Below are 15,518 nucleotides of genomic sequence, written 5' to 3' on the forward strand. Positions count from 1 at the left end.
CACATTGATAGTCCACGAGCGCGCGATTATGCACATAAGCATGAAGCTGTTATGACAATTACGTCTTAGGGCCATTCGTGAGCAGGCTAATGTATGAATTCCCTATAATGACCGCCTGGTTTCACTGCCTATGGAGCATCCATGAACACCGCCGCATTGCGCGAGCAGATCACCCGAGCTCAGGAACACGAAGCCCAATCCGGTCAGCTTTCGCGCCAGTTGGAGTCGCAACTTCCTCATCTCCACCCGTCCATTCACCTGCCTGACGTAGACGCGCGAGGCGTACTGACGCGCTTTGTCATTGCCTACATTGGTCAGGTTCCGGACCTGCTGGACGCTGCCCATGACGTCGCGTTGCAGGCCGGAATCGATAGCCAGATCAGACCGGTCCTGAAAATCGCCGAGCAATTCTTCACGGCGCCGCCGGCCATCATGGCGGGCCACGAAGGGCTGGATGGGTTGCTGGACGAAGCTTACCTGGCCCACCGGCTGGTGGAAGAAGTGAACGATCTGTACATCAAGCACTTCGGCCAGCCGCTGATACCCATGAATACCACCGTGGCCAGCGTCATCGCCCACCAGCTGATCGGCGAGGCCTTCGCCAATCAGCTCGACGAAGTGGTGCATCACGCCATCGACGAGATGCTCGACGACGACAGCTTCTCCCTGGAGTCGGTGGAAGCCTACCGCGAGCGCCTCGCCAGCCCGGACACCGAAGCAGCATGGAAACGCTGGCCCAGCCTGTCACGCCAGTTGGGCGTGGGGCTGGAGATGGAGTGCGGGAAAGACTGATCCCGCACGCCCCTCGCGCGGACCTTAATGCAGCGCTGTTCCTCCAATCGACGTGCGGATCCTTCCCTCCACGCGACGCTTGAGCAGCCGCTGCTCCAGCAATAAACGCGAGCCCTGCGCTGCATTGGCGCGACCCCACTCCTCCAGCAGTTCCAGGCAGGAATGGTCGATGTAGGTCAGGTTGCCCAGCGGCACATGCAACGTGGTGCCAGGGGGCACGGTTTCCAGCGTCTGGGTCAGGGCCGGCACCTTGAGGAACGTGGCCGAACCATTCAGGCGCAGCTCCATCTCCCCCTCGGCTGGCAGATCGACGAGATTGATCTTCAATCGCGATGCATTCAGCGCCAGCTTCACCAGGGTCAGGCCAAAGCCGATCAACACACCCGTCAGCAGGTCGGTCAGGACAATCGCGCCGGCGGTCGCGCCATAGATGAACATCGGCATGCGGCCATAGCGCCCCAGCCCCTTGAGCGCTTGAACATTCACCAGCTTCACGCCGGTGTAGACCAGCACGCCTGCCAGGCTCGCCACAGGAATACTTTGCAGCACACTGGACAGCAACAGCACGAATGCCAGCAGCCACAAACCGTGGAACATTGCCGACAGCCGCGTCTTGGCACCGGCCTGAACGTTGGCCGAACTGCGCACGATCACGCCCGTCATCGGCAGCGCGCCGACCAGACCGCACAACATGTTACCCACACCCTGGGCGCTGAGCTCTTTGTCGAAGTCCGACCGCTGGCCGTCATGCATCCGATCCACCGCCGCTGCCGACAACAGGGTTTCAGCGCTGGCAATGAAAGCCACGGCAATCGCCGCGATCAGGATGGCAGGGTCAGCCAGGTTCAGCAGGTCTGCGGGGCGCAGCCAGTCGATGGCCTCTGCAAGATTGGCTGGAACCTCGACGCGCTTGACCTGCAAGCTCATCACCAGACTCACCACCGTCGCAATGCCGACGCCGAGCAACGCGCCCGGTACGAACCGAAGTGCATGGGGCCGACGCTTTTCCCACAGCCACATCACGGCGATGGTGCCCAGCCCGAGCAGGCCGGCCTGCATGGCGCTGCCCATTCCCATCGCACCCATGAGGGTCTGCGGGAACGCCACGAGATTATCGAGCCCGGAAGGCTTGGGACCACTGTCGAACATAACGTGGACCTGGGAGAGCACGATCAGCACGCCGATGCCCGCGAGCATGCCGTACACCACCGCAGGCGCCGTCACACGAAACCAGCAACCGAGCTTCAAGCGTCCAGCCAGCAATTGCAGCGCACCGGCGAGCAGCAGAATCGGCCCGAGCATGGCCATACCGTGTTCACGGACCAGCTCGAACACCAGCACTGCCAGACCTGCCGCCGGGCCGCTGACCTGAAGCGGCGAACCGGCCAGCCACCCCACTACCAAGCCGCCAATGATGCCGGTGATCAAACCTTTTGACGGCGGCATGCCGGACGCGATGGCGATTCCCATGCACAAAGGCAGGGCCACCAGAAAAACCACCACGGAAGCCAGCAGCTCCCGTGGTAACAACGCTTTCAGATCAGTAGTAGCCATGACGACTCTCCGGAATTCAGACGTGACGACGCCCGGCGGCACGCGCTATGTGCGGCCGCTACGAGCTTGTATGAGGTGGAACCGTCAGGGCCAACGCCGCTGCGCTCAGGCGCAGCGGGTCAGCCGGCGATCAATATCGCCCGCGGGGGATCGACGCCATGGGCACCGGGTGGTCGCCATCCAGCGCCAGGAAGCAGTCCTGCTCGGCATCGTAAGCGCGGATTTCGCTGGTTTCGATGTCGTAGACCCAGCCATGGATGAACAACTGACCGCTGGCCAGCTTGGACGCCACGGAGGGGTGCGTGCGCAAGTGTTGCAGCTGCGCGATGACGTTTTCTTCGGTGAGCACGTGCATGGTTTCATGCTCACCAGTGCAATTGCAGTTGTCCTGCACAACGGTCTTGGCGACCTCCGCATGGCGCAGCCAGGCTTTGACCGTCGGCATTTTTTCCAGCGTGTCGGGGTTGAGAACGGCGCGCATGGCCCCGCAATCGGAGTGGCCGCAGACAATGATGTGCTGCACGCCCAAAGCCAGTACGGCGTATTCGATAGCGGTAGAAACGCCGCCATTCATGGGGCCGTACGGCGGGACGACGTTGCCCACGTTACGGGTGACGAACAGGTCGCCCGGGGAGCTTTGGGTGATGAGTTCCGGGACGATGCGCGAGTCGGCGCAGGTGATGAACATGGCCCGGGGATGTTGGGCGGTGGCGAGTTTCTTGAACAGTTCTTCCTGCTGAGGGAAGACGTCATGACGGAAATGCTTGAAGCCATCAACGATCTGCTTCAACGCCATTTCGGCGGTTTCCACCTGAGGCGTTACGCCTGTCGTCGCAGCCTGAGGCTGCTTATCCTGGTCACTCATGTTTCATCCTCTCTGACGGATTTAAGTGGATTTTCCGGCGAATCCTGTGGATGACCCACTTTTTTCTGGTCTTCTTGCGTTAATTTTCCTACAAGACCAATCGGTCACTTCCGACTCACCTTAACGACGCAAACTTAATTGAAACTGAATGCGTGGCTCTAGATCGGGGCTCTTGCGTTAGAAAATCTAAAGCGCAAGCGCCTGTCGTGGCGCAACACCCTTAAGACGCCGCTCAAGTCACAACAGCGACATCTGACCGCCAGGCGGGCAAAACGCGGTGCAGTCCAGCTGAAAACTTTCCCGCCGGTTCAAGCCGTGCTTCTTGATCGCGAGACTGTAACGCTGGGCCAGCAGTTCAGCGAACACCCCCTCACCGCGCATTCGCGAGCCAAAGCGGCTGTCGTACACCTCCCCGCCGCGGCTCTGCCGTACCAGACTCATTACATGCTCGGCCCTCTGCGGATAATGCGCCTGGAGCCACTCTTCGAACAGCGGCGCAACCTCCATCGGCAGGCGCAGCATCACGTAGCTCGCACTCAATGCACCGGCGGCCTTGGCCTCGGCCATCAACTTCTCCAGCTCCATGTCATTGATCATCGGGATCATCGGCGCCAGCAAGACGCCCACCGGAATACCGGCGTCGCGCAAGACCCGAATCGCCCGCAGCCTGGCCCTGGGTGCCGCAGCACGGGGTTCAAGGATGCGCTTGAGCTCATCGTCCAGCGTCGTGAGGCTGATGAACACTGATACCAGCCGCAGCTTCGCCAGCTCGGCCAGCAGGTCCAGATCCCGCAGAATCAGCGAGCCCTTGGTGATGATCGTCACCGGATGGCGATAGCGCAGCAGCACTTCCAGCGTCGCCCGGCTCAATGTGTATTCGCGCTCGATGGGCTGATACGGATCGGTATTCGCGCCCAGGGTGATCGGTGCGACGCTATAGCCTGGCTTGGACAGCTGCTGCTCCAGCAGGGCAGCCGCATTGGTTTTGGCGATCAGTCTGGTTTCGAAGTCCAGCCCCGGCGACATGTCCCAGTAGGCGTGGCTCGGCCGGGCGTAGCAGTAAATACAACCGTGTTCACATCCCCGATACGGATTGATCGAGCGGTCGAAAGGGATGTCGGGCGATGAGTTGCGCGCGATGATGCTCTTGGCGGTTTCCATCGTAACGGTGGTGCCCTGGGTCAGCGGCACTTCCTGATACCAGCCGTCGTCTTCGACCACGGATCGGTTGGGCGCGAAGCGGTTATGCGGGTTGGTCGCGGTGCCGCGCCCGCGTGGGGGCAACTGAATGGACATGACGGCTCCTTGATAACTGGTTATGCATACAGTATCGCGAAATACCTATTTCCCTCACGCTCAGACCCTGAAAAAAACCCCGGCACCGATCAACGGCTTTCACCAACTTTTGACACGCGCCTCACAGCGCCTTGACCCAAAGCAGCGAAAACTTGCCCCATCGATAAATGGCTGGTTTCCACGGTACGTCTTCCATGCGCCTTCGCCCGCTTGCTGCTCAACTCGCCCTGCTACTGGCGGTGTCATCTGCCTCCCTCGCTCGAGCCGACGATTCTTCACCGGCGCAATCATCACGCCCGGCGCAGTGGGCGCAACTCGTGGATGCGCACTACAACCTCTACCAGATCACGCCAACGCTTTATCGCAGTCGCCAGCCGGACGCTGCAGTACAGCCGCTTCTGCAGCAGCTTGGCGTGCACACAGTGATCAACTTCCTCAAGGAAAGTGACAGTAAATGGCTATCCGACACGTCCGTCGAGCAGGTGCAGATTCCGCTGCAGGTGGTGCACATCGACGATGCCGATGTGATTGAAAGCCTGAGGGCTATCCAGGCCGCGCAGCAAAAAGGGCCGGTACTGATTCACTGCAAGCATGGCCTGGACCGGACCGGTCTGGTGGCAGCGATGTACCGCATCGTTGCTCAGGGCTGGAGCAAGCAGGCAGCCCTCGATGAGATGCAACACGGCGGCTACGGCGACCAAGACAGCCTCAAGCGGGGAATTGCCTACATCAACACTGTCGACGTGGCGGCGTTGAAGTCAGCGATGGACAGCGGTGCGTGCAGCACGAGCGTATTTGCCCTTTGTGCCATCAAAGGGTTGTCTCACAAAGTGGGCATGATCAACTAAGGGTATGCCCCCTCCGTTGGCAATCAACGGTGCCTGATTGCTCTCAACGCCTTTGCATCTTGCAATACACCTGAACAGCGCAACGTTTGCACTGACGCAAAACACAACTACTACTCAGCAGGTGCCAATCACGGCATGGAGGCAATCAACGCTTACCGGAAACACCCTATCGAAAAGGATTTCGACAATGACATTTAATTACTCGACGTGCGCGCTGGCGACGCTCTTGAGCATCGGCACACTTGACGCATACGCGACGACGCTCGACTCACGAAACAAACCATTCAACGAATACAGCTGGGTCACCACCCACAATTCCTATGAAAAGATCAACCAGAACCTGAAGGAGATGCCGGCCCAGCTCAATGATGGTGTCCGGGGTTTCATGCTTGATCTCTATGTGGAAGGTTCAAACCCTCGCCCCGAAGAACGTATCAAAGTGTGCCATCAGCAAATTGCCTGCTATGGACCGTTATCTGCCCATTTAAAAAAAGAGTTCCTGCCTTTCCTCCAGAGGAATCCAGGGGAGGTGGTGACGCTGTTCCTTGAAACGTACGTTAAGCGGGAGCATTTGCAGGAGGTGTTCAATACGTTGCCGGAACTGGCGAGTGTTTCATTCGACCCTGCAAACTTCGCGGCGGACCGTTGGCCGACGATCAACCAGATGGCGGCACGCAATAACCGCTTGCTCCTGTTTACGGACAAACGCGAGGTCGCAGGCGACTACTGGGTTCAGGGCAAAAAGATCACGGTCATGTTTGATCAGGACTGGATGCTGCAGAACCATTGGGACACCTTGGGGAACATCGCCAGCAGCATCGAAAGTACTCATGACTGGGCATGTCCAACGCGATGGGGCGGTTTACCCCTCAACACCGCAAAGGTTGCCACCTCGACGGGCAAGCAGTGGAAACGGTTGTTCCTCATGAACCAGTTTCACCCGGGCACATCGACCGTCTTCGATTCGGCCAGCTACGACAACAATCTGACCTACCTCAAGCGCCGCCAGGACAACTGTGGTGTTGTCCCCAACTACGTTGGTATCAACAATTACAAGAGCGGTGAGGCGGAGCGTTATACCGCTGCGCTCAACAACGGCGGCATCTTTCTGCATGAAGGTCCAAATGCCAGTCGGTCCCAGGACATTGTCTGCGTGATTCCCGTTCGCCCCGGGGTGGTTAATCGCAAGGTTCATGGTTGTGAGAATGATGAGGCAAGGTCGATGTCCTTGTCGGGTGTTGCCAGTGGAACCCGCATTCAGTTGTTCGACAGTGGCAGTGGCAATACCCAGGACGACCACATCACCATCGACGTGAAGCGCAACATCGGAATTGGCGAGCGTGTGGTCATCCCGAGCTTCGAGTCCGACGCGAGCAACAGCAACTTTCAGGCAGTTTATAACCGCAACAACGGGCTTGATGGCAAGACTTCACGCATTGTCATTGGCCGGACCCCCACCGACTTTTCGGACGCATCCGTGGCGTTCTACGAGGGCACTAACGCCAGTCAGAATCTGGACTGCGTGATTCCTTTCAGTTCGAGCTACACCATGAAGATGAAGAGCAACAGCTTTGGCTGCTCCAACGACGAAATCAAGTCGGCGCGCATCATCAAAGCCAAAGCGGGTACGTCTTTCACGCTCACGGGCCATCCCCAAGGCAATTTCAACGAGGGTCGCACGACGGTGGAGGTCCTGCGCGACATTACTCTTCCTGTAGTCATCCCGGGGTTCAACAGCAGCTATTCAAACGCCGATATTAAAGTCACGAATTACACCAAGGCCGTCGGTGGCAAAATCTCCTTCGCCTATATCAACGGCGCCCGGTAATCCGCAAACGCAAAAAAAAGGGATACCCATTACAGGTATCCCTTTCTTTATCAGAGATCACGTCAACTCGGATCAACCGGCTTCTTCAGCTTCGGATTCGGGAAGAACTGCACGCCCTGCACCTTGGGATCGGCCGGCTTCACCACAGGCTTGTTCACTCGCGTGCCAAGTTCTGTCGGGATCGATTGCCCCTGGGCATTAAGAGTGTCGGAATAACCGCAGTGCACGCATTGACGGTGCGGCACGTCGTCTTCGTTCCACATCATCAACTTGTCAGGCTCGCTGCACGCCGGGCAGACAGCCCCGGCGATGAAGCGTTTCTTGGTAATCACCTGCGGTGTCTCGGTCATGCTGCCGCTTCCTCACTCAAGCCCGAATGGCGCAAGAGTGCGTCAATCGAAGGCTCGCGTCCGCGGAAGTCGACGAACAGCACCATCGGCGCCTGGGACCCGCCCCGCGCCAGGATGGCCTCACGGAAAGCCCGGCCGGTCTGCTCGTTGAATACGCCTTCTTCCTCGAACTTGGAGAACGCATCGGCAGATAGCACTTCGGCCCACTTGTAGCTGTAATAGCCCGCCGCATAACCGCCGGCAAAGATGTGTGCGAAGCTGTTCGGGAAGCGGTTGTACGCGGGCGGACGCATGACCGACACCTCGTCACGCACGGCTTCGAGCACTTGCAGCGTGGTGCGGCCGTCGCCGTGGGTAGCGTGCAGCTCGAAGTCGAACAGTGAGAATTCCAGTTGGCGAACCATCATCAGCCCGGACTGAAAATTCTTCGCCGCGAGCATTTTTTCCAGCAGGTCCTGAGGCAGCGGTTCACCGGTTTCGTAATGACCGGAGATCAGCGCCAGGCCGTCCGGCTCCCAACACCAGTTTTCCATGAACTGGCTAGGCAGTTCGACCGCATCCCACGCCACGCCATTGATGCCCGACGCGCCCGCATGCTCGACGCGGGTCAGCAGGTGATGCAGGCCGTGGCCAAATTCGTGGAACAGGGTGGTGACTTCATCGTGGGTAAGCAGCGCAGGCTTGCCGCTGACCGCCGGGGTGAAGTTACAGACCAGATTGGCCACCGGGCTTTGCAGTGTGCCTTCAGCGGTGCGACGACGATCGCGGGCGCCGTCCATCCATGCGCCGCCACGCTTGTTGGCGCGGGCGTAGAGATCAAAGAAGAAGCGGCCGACGTGCTGGCCGTTTTCCTTTATTTCGAACAGGCGAACGTCCGGGTGCCAGGTGTCGAAGCCCTTCTGTTCGGCGATTTCAATGCCGTACAGTTTTTGTACGATCGCGAACAGGCCGGTCAGCACTTTGTCGACCGGGAAATAGGCGCGCAGGGCTTCCTGAGAAACGCTGTAGCGCTGTTCACGCAGTTTCTCGCCATAGAAACCGCTGTCCCAGCTTTGCAGGTCCGGGCAGCCTTGCTCGGCGGCATAGGCTTTCAACTGCTGCAAATCCTGAACGGCAAACGGCTTGCTGCGCTTGGCCAGATCACGGAGGAAGCTAAGAACGTGATCGCTCGACTCAGCCATCTTGGTGGCCAGACTCAGCTCGGAGAAGCTGGCGAAACCCAGCAGTTTGGCCAGTTCCTGACGCAGATCGAGAATCTGCTCCATGATCGGACCGTTGTCGTTTTTGCCTGCGTTCGGCCCCTGGTCAGACGCGCGGGTGCAATACGCCGCGTAGACTTCTTCACGCAGCGCACGGTCTTCGGCATAGGTCATGACGGCGTGGTAGCTCGGGAACTCGAGGGTGATCAGGTAGCCTTCCAGGTCTTTTGCCTGGGCAGCGACGGCCATTTGGGCTTTGGCCGAATCTGTCAGGCCGGCGAGGGCGGCGTCATCAGTGACGTGCTTGCTCCAGGCTTGAGTCGCGTCGAGCAATTGGTTGGAGAACTGGCTGCCCAGCTCGGACAGCTTGCTCTGCACCTCGGCGTAGCGTTTTTGCTGCTCCGGCGGCAGATCAATGCCCGACAGGCGGAAGTCGCGCAGCGATTGCTCGAGAATGGTCTTCTGGGCGACGTCGAAATTCGCCGCTTCCGGGCTGTTGGCCAAGGCTTCGAAGGCCTGGAACAGCTCGCGGTTCTGGCCCATTTCTGTCGAATAGGCGCTCAGGGCCGGCAGACAAGACTCATAGGCTTCGCGCAGTTCCGCGCTGTTGCACACGGCGTTAAGGTGACTGACCGGGCTCCAGGCGGCGCCCAGGCGATCGTTGAGTTCGTCCATCGCCAGCACCAGGCCAGCCCATGTAGGCTGCGAACCTTGCTTGGCGAGGATGTCGGCAATCGCGGCGCGATTGTCGGCGAGAATCTGTTCGATGGCAGGTTTTACATGCTCGGCACGAATCGCCGAGAAAGGTGGCAGGTCGTAGGATTGCAACAGAGGGTTGTTCGCGCTCACGGTTTGGCACCTTGGCTAAAAGAAACACCCACGCATCTTAATTAGAATCGGCGCCGACCGCAGCTATCGGCGCCAGAGAAGGAGCCTATCGTGGCCATTCGCACGTTCCAGAACCACACCCCGGCCCTTGGCGAGCGGGCGTTTGTCGACCATTCGGCGGTTGTGATCGGCGATGTCGAAATCGGCGCCGACAGTTCGGTCTGGCCGCTGACGGTCATCCGCGGCGACATGCACCGCATCCGCATCGGCGCGCGCACCAGCGTGCAGGACGGCAGTGTGCTGCACATCACCCATGCCGGGCCGTTCAACCCCGACGGTTTCCCGCTGTTGATCGGCGATGAAGTCACCATCGGCCACAAGGTCATGCTGCACGGATGCGCCGTCGGCAATCGCATTCTGATCGGCATGGGCACCACGATCATGGACGGTGCGGTGGTGGAGGACGAGGTGATCATCGGCGCGGGCAGTCTGGTGCCGCCCGGCAAACGCCTGGAGAGCGGGTTTCTCTACGTCGGGCGTCCGGTGAAGCAGATGCGCCCGCTGACCGAGAAAGAGATCGCTTTCTTCCCCTACAGCGCGACCAATTACGTGAAGTTGAAAGACCAGCACCTGGCCGAAGGCTTCGACAAACCCTGCTGAGAGCACACATGCATTACCAGAATATTTTGTTCGACCTGGACGGCACCCTGACCGATCCGCGCGAAGGCATCACCCGGTCCATCCAGTTTGCCTTGAGCAAGCTGGGTATCGACGAACCCGACATCACCCGGCTCGAGCATTTCATCGGCCCGCCGCTGTTGCAGCAATTCATGCGCGCCTACGATTTCGACGAAGCGAAGGCCTGGGACGCGGTGGGCTTTTACCGCGAGCGTTTCAAGGTGACGGGCCTGTACGAGAATCTGGTGTTCGACGGCATCTTCGAACTGCTCGACATGCTCTCGGATCAGGGCCGTACGCTGTACATCGCGACATCCAAGCCTTGGGTATTCGCCCATGAAATCGCCCGGCATTTCGACTTCGCGCGCCATTTCAAGGTGATCTACGGCAGCGAGCTGGACGGCACCCGCACTGACAAGGTCGAGCTGATCCGGCACTTGCTGGACGAAGAGCAGCTCGACCCAAAACAGACGCTGATGATCGGGGACCGCAAACACGATTTGATTGGCGGCAAGCGCAACGGCTTGGACGTGGCAGCGGTGGGGTACGGGTTTGGCAGTCGTGACGAGCTGGAAGCCGAGGCGCCGACGTATCGCTTTGAGTCTGTCAGCGCGCTGCATCAGGCGTTTCTCGATACCTGAGGCCAGTCAATCTGTAGGAACGATCATGCCGCTCAGGCTTTTTGGGCCAGCCGCTGCAGCGCCACCTTGCGTTCCTCCATGGGCAATTTGCCCAGCTTTTCCACCGCTGAATAGAACGCGGGCCAATCGCCGTTGACCTGCCTGAACAACGCCTCGAACGCCGGCACCCACTGATCGTACAAACCGATGGGCAGCAGGCGTGCGTTGTTCATCGGTGCGTACACCCAGCCGTCGAAACGCTTGTCGCCGCCCCACTGGCTGTCGCGCAACTGCCGATACTCCCTGCGCAGACGCTCGAACTCAGCGGCCTTGCGTTCGCGCATCACCTGGGGGCTCAGCGGCTCGGCGTACAGCGCTTTCAGCCGATCCCGGGTGTCGAGGGCCAGTTGAGTCAGCTGATCCCGTCGCCGCGCTTCCGAAGACCCACCTTCGGCAGGCAATCCCCGCGCCGCGCGCCACTGACGCGTGCCTTCCTGCTCCACGAAACTGGCGTAGGACTCGTTGAATTCACTGTCGTCCTTCACGTAAAACCGCTGGTGCGCCAGCTCGTGGAAGATCAGCGTGGCCAGTCGCTCATCGCCCCAGTTCATCATCGAGCTCATGATCGGGTCATCGAACCAGCCGAGCGTCGAATACGCCTCAACGCCGCTGACATACACGTCCTTGCCCGCAAGCTTCTGAACGGCCGCATCCCCGCGCGCTGCGCCCTGGGTGTAATAGCCGCGATAGGCCACGCACCCGGCGATGGGGAAGCAATGGGTGACAGGATCAAGGGAAAATTCGCCGGTCGCGAAGACGTTCCAGACGACATACGCGCGATGGATGTCGGCGTAAAGGCGATAGCTGCGGTTATCCGGCAGGTGCAGATGCTCGGTCGCAAACGCACGGGCCTGCTGAGATGTGCGCAGATGATCCCGCAGCGTAGGGTCGCGCTTCGGGTCAGCGATGACGTCCGCAACCGGTTCACGCGCCCGCAACAGGGCCATCTGACCGCTGGCCAGCTGTGAGTAATAGGAAAGACTGGAACAGCCGCTGAGGAGTAAAGTCGCCAGCACCGGCAGGCCGCGTTGCAGCCAGGCCTTTTTCGATCGAATCATGCAGCAGCCTTAACGTCGATATTCATGAAGTCCAAACACCAGCGTTATGCCGGACAGCCCGCCGCTGACGCAACCATCATCGCCATTTGTCCTGCTGCGGAGTTCATCATGCGCTCGCCTCTGTTCCTCGTTGCCCTGAGTCTTCTGGCTGGATGCGCGGGACCGCTGCCTGCGGTCGATCCCCAACAGGCGTGGGTCGACCTGCACACCTTCACCGGCAAAACCCTGATGGCCGACAAACTGGACGGCGTGCGCACCTACGATGGTCGCTTCTTTCAGGTGACGCCCGGCAAACACAAGCTCGAAGTGCGTTACGACTACGACTACGCGCCCGGCGCGATGGGCTTGTCGATGGACATCTACAACGAGCGAACCTGCTACGTGACGATCAACTACGACCGCTTCGAGGCCGGCCACCGCTACCGTCTGGATGTGCGCAATATCACCAACAGCATCGACGCACAGTTGCGGGACGAGCAACGCAACGTGCTCGCGGAGGAGGGGGACATCTTCTGTATTCCATAAGGCTTCTGTGTCCCACGACGCTGCTGAATTCCGTGACCCGTGATCGCGACGGCAACGCGCACAGGGACTCGCTCATTCAAGGCTCACGAAACACTTCGCTCAACGCCCGAGCTACCGATCGTTGTTCTGATAGATGATCTTTTTCGTGCCGTTTTCGCAGGTGCCGACGACCATGTTCTGGTCATGGACCTCTTCATTGGTCACTACTTCCAGCGTGTAAGAGCTGACATTCTGAGCCTGGATTTTGGCCTCGATTTCGTCCTTGAGCTCATCGCAGGGCTTGGGCGCTGCGAAGGCACTGGTGGTCAGTGCACCGAGAATCAGTATTGCGGCGATACGTTTCATGATCGACTCCTTCGACACCGTGCGATACGCATCGGCCTTGCATGTGACCGTGGGGGCGCACGCCGGTTCTGGCGCGCGTCCATAACGAAGATGGCCCGCAATTGCGGGCCATCGAGTACAGCGGTGAAGCAAATCAGCTCACGAGCGTGGCATCGAGCGTGATTTTGGCGTTCAGCACTTTCGAAACCGGGCAGCCTTCCTTCGCATCGTTGGTCAGCTTTTCGAACTGCTCCTGAGTCGCGCCAGGGATCTTGGCTTTCAGTGTCAGGTGCACTGCGGTGATTGCGAAACCGCCATCGACTTGATCCAGGGTGACGTCAGCAGTGGTGTCGATGCTGTCAGCTTTCAGGTTGGCATTGCCGAGGATCATCGACAGGGCCATCGAGAAGCAGCCAGCGTGGGCTGCGCCGATCAGTTCCTCCGGATTGGTGCCCTTGCCGCCTTCAAAACGGGCCTTGAAGCCGTACGGCGCTTCGCGCAGGACGCCGGTTTCAGTAGAGATGCTGCCGATACCCGACTTCAGGTCACCTTCCCAGTGGGCGGATGCTTTCTTGACGATGCTCATGGTGTCTCCTCATGAAAAAGTGCGATTTCGCTCGCACGCGGACCAAAGTTCTGAGGAGTGTAGGCGGGACTTAGTTCAACGCTTGTGCCGCACGTGCTTTTTTGCGGACGCTCGCACCGTTAAAATCCGACCAAATTAGTAGGAAATTTCGCATTCCCCATTGCAACTCTGAAATCCGCCCTTATCCTATGGCTTAACGCAAATATTTAGTCTTAATGCCGGTTTGCTCGCGTGATGTCCCCCGACGGATGCGCCGATTCAAGCCTCAAGAGGATCAACAACGGCCTATGAAACGATTAGCTGATGTGAAGATTTCGACGCTCGATCTGGTGCCCGTCCGCGAAGACAAAGGCCCGGCGGAATCGCTGCGTAACGCGCTGGATCTGGCGCAACACGTCGAGAAATGGGGCTACAACCGTTTCTGGGTGGCCGAGCACCACAACATGGACGGCATCGCCAGTTCGGCGACTTCTGTTCTGCTGGCCTACCTGGCCGGTGGGACATCGACCATCCGGGTTGGGTCGGGCGGGATCATGCTGCCCAACCACGCGCCGCTGGTGGTCGCCGAGCAGTTCGGCACGCTGGAAAGCTTGTTCCCGGGGCGTATCGACCTTGGCCTCGGCCGCGCGCCAGGTTCCGATCAGATGACCGCCCGCGCCCTGCGTCGCGAGCGCTCCGGCAGTTCCGATGATTTCCCGGATGACGTGACTGAACTGGTCAACTACCTCGGACCGCGTCAGCCTCATCAGCGGGTTCTCGCTGTGCCGGGGACCAACACCAACGTGCCGATCTGGTTGCTGGGTTCGAGCCTGTTCAGCGCTCAACTGGCCGGTGAGCGAGGGCTGCCGTATGCATTCGCGTCGCACTTCGCGCCGCGTTTCATGCACGAAGCGATTCGCGTCTACCGCAGCCACTTCAAACCTTCCGAGGTGCTCGACAAGCCCTACGTGATGCTCGGCGTGCCGCTGGCCGCCGCAGAAACCGACGAGCAAGCCGAGTATCTGGTGACGTCGGTGTATCAACGAATTCTGAGCCTGATGCGTGGGCAGAGCTTGATGCAGAAGCCGCCCGTCGAGAGCATGAATGGCCTGTGGCTGCCCCATGAACGCGACGCAGTGATGGATTTCCTGGGGCTGGCGGTCGTCGGCGGCCCGGAGAAGATTCACGCGAAGCTGGACGTGCTGCTTGAACAGACCGACGCGGACGAGCTGATCTTCACCTGCGACATGTACGAACATGCCGATCGCCTTCGCTCTTACGAGATCCTGGCGCAAGCAGCGAGGGGCTGATACAGGGCCACGCGCTAAAACGGTCTGCCAAAAAAAACCGACGCCAGATGCGTCGGTTTTTTTATGTCAGCGGGCCGGTATCAGCCGCGCTTGTAAACGATTTCCATGCTGCCGCCTTCGCAGGTGCCGACGACTTTGCCGTCCGCCGAGCTGCCTTTTTCAACGGCTTCCAGCGTGTAGGAGGAAACGCCTTTGGCTTTGATCTTCGCGTCGATATCGGCTTTCACGTCATCGCACGATTTGCCAGCGGCCATGGTAGTGCCCGCGATGCTCAACAAGCCTATGGCCAACAGAACTTTTTTCATCGGTACGTCCCCTCGTCAGGCGCAATTTTAGGATCAACAAGGCCGCTCCAATCGAGCGGCCTGACTACATGAACCTGCGTCGTCACCTTGGAAAAGTCACGACTGCGCGGTATGTATAGCGAAGGTTGTGGCACTCGGCCACTGCAAAAGTTCAGCGACTTAGCTGTTGTCGATGCGGAAGCCGACCTTGATGGTGACCTGGAAGTGGCCCACTTTGCCATCTTCAATGTGACCGCGGGTTTCCAGTACTTCGAACCATTCCATGAGTTTCACGGATTTGGCCGCCTGGGCGATTGCGTTCTGAATCGCGTCGTCGGTGCTCACAGTCGATGAGCCAACCAGTTCCAGCATTTTGTAAGTGTGATGATCAGACATGGCAGTTCTCCTGAAGGGTGTTGCGCGGTGGCAGCGCCGCAGTGATTGTGTTCACTACCTCTGTGCCGAAATGCGCCCTAAAAGTTCAGAAGAAACGGTACTTCACATCACGCACTGCACTTTCTCGAAACCCTGTAG

Annotated in this window: 17 protein-coding genes; 7 read left to right on the top strand and 10 right to left on the bottom strand. The window is 59.3% G+C overall.

Annotation, left to right across the window (positions count from 1 at the left end; genetic code table 11):
• Nucleotides 1–141 precede the first annotated feature (141 nt).
• Entirely contained in the window at nucleotides 142–792 is a 651-nt protein-coding gene (locus IFT99_RS03975; protein WP_192130566.1) for a hypothetical protein, read from the top strand.
• Between the two features lie 24 nt (nucleotides 793–816).
• Here the strand turns inward: IFT99_RS03975 and IFT99_RS03980 are convergent, their stop codons facing one another.
• From IFT99_RS03980 to IFT99_RS03990, 3 genes are all read right to left on the bottom strand, one after another.
• Nucleotides 817–2,346: a SulP family inorganic anion transporter gene (locus IFT99_RS03980; protein ID WP_192130567.1), complete on the bottom strand. Its 1,530-nt coding sequence runs from the start codon at nucleotides 2,344–2,346 to the stop codon at nucleotides 817–819.
• Nucleotides 2,347–2,476: 130 nt separating this feature from the next.
• Complete coding sequence (locus IFT99_RS03985; protein WP_420793012.1) at nucleotides 2,477–3,142, bottom strand: carbonic anhydrase; 666 nt, start codon at nucleotides 3,140–3,142, stop codon at nucleotides 2,477–2,479.
• Between the two features lie 306 nt (nucleotides 3,143–3,448).
• The gene (locus tag IFT99_RS03990; protein WP_192130568.1) at nucleotides 3,449–4,507 is read right to left on the bottom strand and encodes a PA0069 family radical SAM protein; all 1,059 of its coding nucleotides are present in this window, start codon (nucleotides 4,505–4,507) and stop codon (nucleotides 3,449–3,451) included.
• Between the two features lie 194 nt (nucleotides 4,508–4,701).
• Between IFT99_RS03990 and IFT99_RS03995 the strand changes: the two genes are divergently transcribed.
• Together IFT99_RS03995 and IFT99_RS04000 are read left to right on the top strand one after the other, a co-directional pair.
• The gene (locus tag IFT99_RS03995) at nucleotides 4,702–5,355 is read left to right on the top strand and encodes a dual specificity protein phosphatase family protein (protein WP_192130569.1); all 654 of its coding nucleotides are present in this window, start codon (nucleotides 4,702–4,704) and stop codon (nucleotides 5,353–5,355) included.
• A gap of 187 nt (nucleotides 5,356–5,542) precedes the next feature.
• On the top strand, nucleotides 5,543–7,183 hold the full coding sequence (locus tag IFT99_RS04000; RefSeq protein ID WP_192130570.1) for a hypothetical protein: 1,641 nt from the start codon (nucleotides 5,543–5,545) through the stop codon (nucleotides 7,181–7,183).
• A gap of 62 nt (nucleotides 7,184–7,245) precedes the next feature.
• Here IFT99_RS04000 and IFT99_RS04005 read toward each other — a convergent pair whose 3' ends face one another.
• Nucleotides 7,246–7,533 (bottom strand): YheV family putative zinc ribbon protein, encoded by a 288-nt coding sequence (locus IFT99_RS04005; protein ID WP_065987977.1) that lies wholly within the window; start codon nucleotides 7,531–7,533, stop codon nucleotides 7,246–7,248.
• Nucleotides 7,530–9,581, bottom strand: a complete 2,052-nt coding sequence (gene prlC / locus IFT99_RS04010) for an oligopeptidase A (protein ID WP_192130571.1) — start codon at nucleotides 9,579–9,581, stop codon at nucleotides 7,530–7,532. Before prlC ends, IFT99_RS04005 begins: the two co-directional genes overlap by 4 nt.
• A gap of 90 nt (nucleotides 9,582–9,671) precedes the next feature.
• Here prlC and IFT99_RS04015 point away from each other — a divergent pair, with 90 nt between their 5' ends.
• Both IFT99_RS04015 and IFT99_RS04020 read left to right on the top strand, forming a co-directional pair.
• Nucleotides 9,672–10,220, top strand: coding sequence for a gamma carbonic anhydrase family protein (locus IFT99_RS04015; RefSeq protein WP_065987984.1), 549 nt, complete (start codon nucleotides 9,672–9,674; stop codon nucleotides 10,218–10,220).
• 8 nt (nucleotides 10,221–10,228) lie between these two features.
• Nucleotides 10,229–10,879: an HAD family hydrolase gene (locus tag IFT99_RS04020; protein ID WP_192130572.1), complete on the top strand. Its 651-nt coding sequence runs from the start codon at nucleotides 10,229–10,231 to the stop codon at nucleotides 10,877–10,879.
• Nucleotides 10,880–10,911: 32 nt separating this feature from the next.
• On the opposite strand, the gene IFT99_RS04025 is transcribed toward IFT99_RS04020, so the two are convergent.
• Entirely contained in the window at nucleotides 10,912–11,976 is a 1,065-nt protein-coding gene (locus IFT99_RS04025) for an aminopeptidase (RefSeq protein WP_192130573.1), read from the bottom strand.
• 108 nt (nucleotides 11,977–12,084) lie between these two features.
• Here IFT99_RS04025 and IFT99_RS04030 point away from each other — a divergent pair, with 108 nt between their 5' ends.
• Complete coding sequence (locus IFT99_RS04030) at nucleotides 12,085–12,501, top strand: PA0061/PA0062 family lipoprotein (RefSeq protein ID WP_244656903.1); 417 nt, start codon at nucleotides 12,085–12,087, stop codon at nucleotides 12,499–12,501.
• A 111-nt stretch (nucleotides 12,502–12,612) separates the two neighbouring features.
• Here IFT99_RS04030 and IFT99_RS04035 read toward each other — a convergent pair whose 3' ends face one another.
• Nucleotides 12,613–12,846, bottom strand: a complete 234-nt coding sequence (locus IFT99_RS04035; protein WP_065987990.1) for a DUF1161 domain-containing protein — start codon at nucleotides 12,844–12,846, stop codon at nucleotides 12,613–12,615.
• A 133-nt stretch (nucleotides 12,847–12,979) separates the two neighbouring features.
• Entirely contained in the window at nucleotides 12,980–13,411 is a 432-nt protein-coding gene (locus IFT99_RS04040; RefSeq protein WP_037017022.1) for an OsmC family protein, read from the bottom strand.
• Between the two features lie 287 nt (nucleotides 13,412–13,698).
• Between IFT99_RS04040 and IFT99_RS04045 the strand changes: the two genes are divergently transcribed.
• Nucleotides 13,699–14,700, top strand: coding sequence for an LLM class flavin-dependent oxidoreductase (locus IFT99_RS04045; RefSeq protein WP_065987991.1), 1,002 nt, complete (start codon nucleotides 13,699–13,701; stop codon nucleotides 14,698–14,700).
• A gap of 80 nt (nucleotides 14,701–14,780) precedes the next feature.
• Here the strand turns inward: IFT99_RS04045 and IFT99_RS04050 are convergent, their stop codons facing one another.
• Nucleotides 14,781–15,005 (bottom strand): DUF1161 domain-containing protein, encoded by a 225-nt coding sequence (locus IFT99_RS04050; protein WP_122623653.1) that lies wholly within the window; start codon nucleotides 15,003–15,005, stop codon nucleotides 14,781–14,783.
• A 159-nt stretch (nucleotides 15,006–15,164) separates the two neighbouring features.
• On the bottom strand, nucleotides 15,165–15,380 hold the full coding sequence (locus IFT99_RS04055) for a dodecin (protein ID WP_065987998.1): 216 nt from the start codon (nucleotides 15,378–15,380) through the stop codon (nucleotides 15,165–15,167).
• Between the last annotated feature and the right edge of the window lie 138 nt (nucleotides 15,381–15,518).

This window comes from Pseudomonas sp. CFBP 8772 (assembly GCF_014841665.1).
GTDB classification, from domain to species: domain Bacteria; phylum Pseudomonadota; class Gammaproteobacteria; order Pseudomonadales; family Pseudomonadaceae; genus Aquipseudomonas; species Aquipseudomonas graminis_B.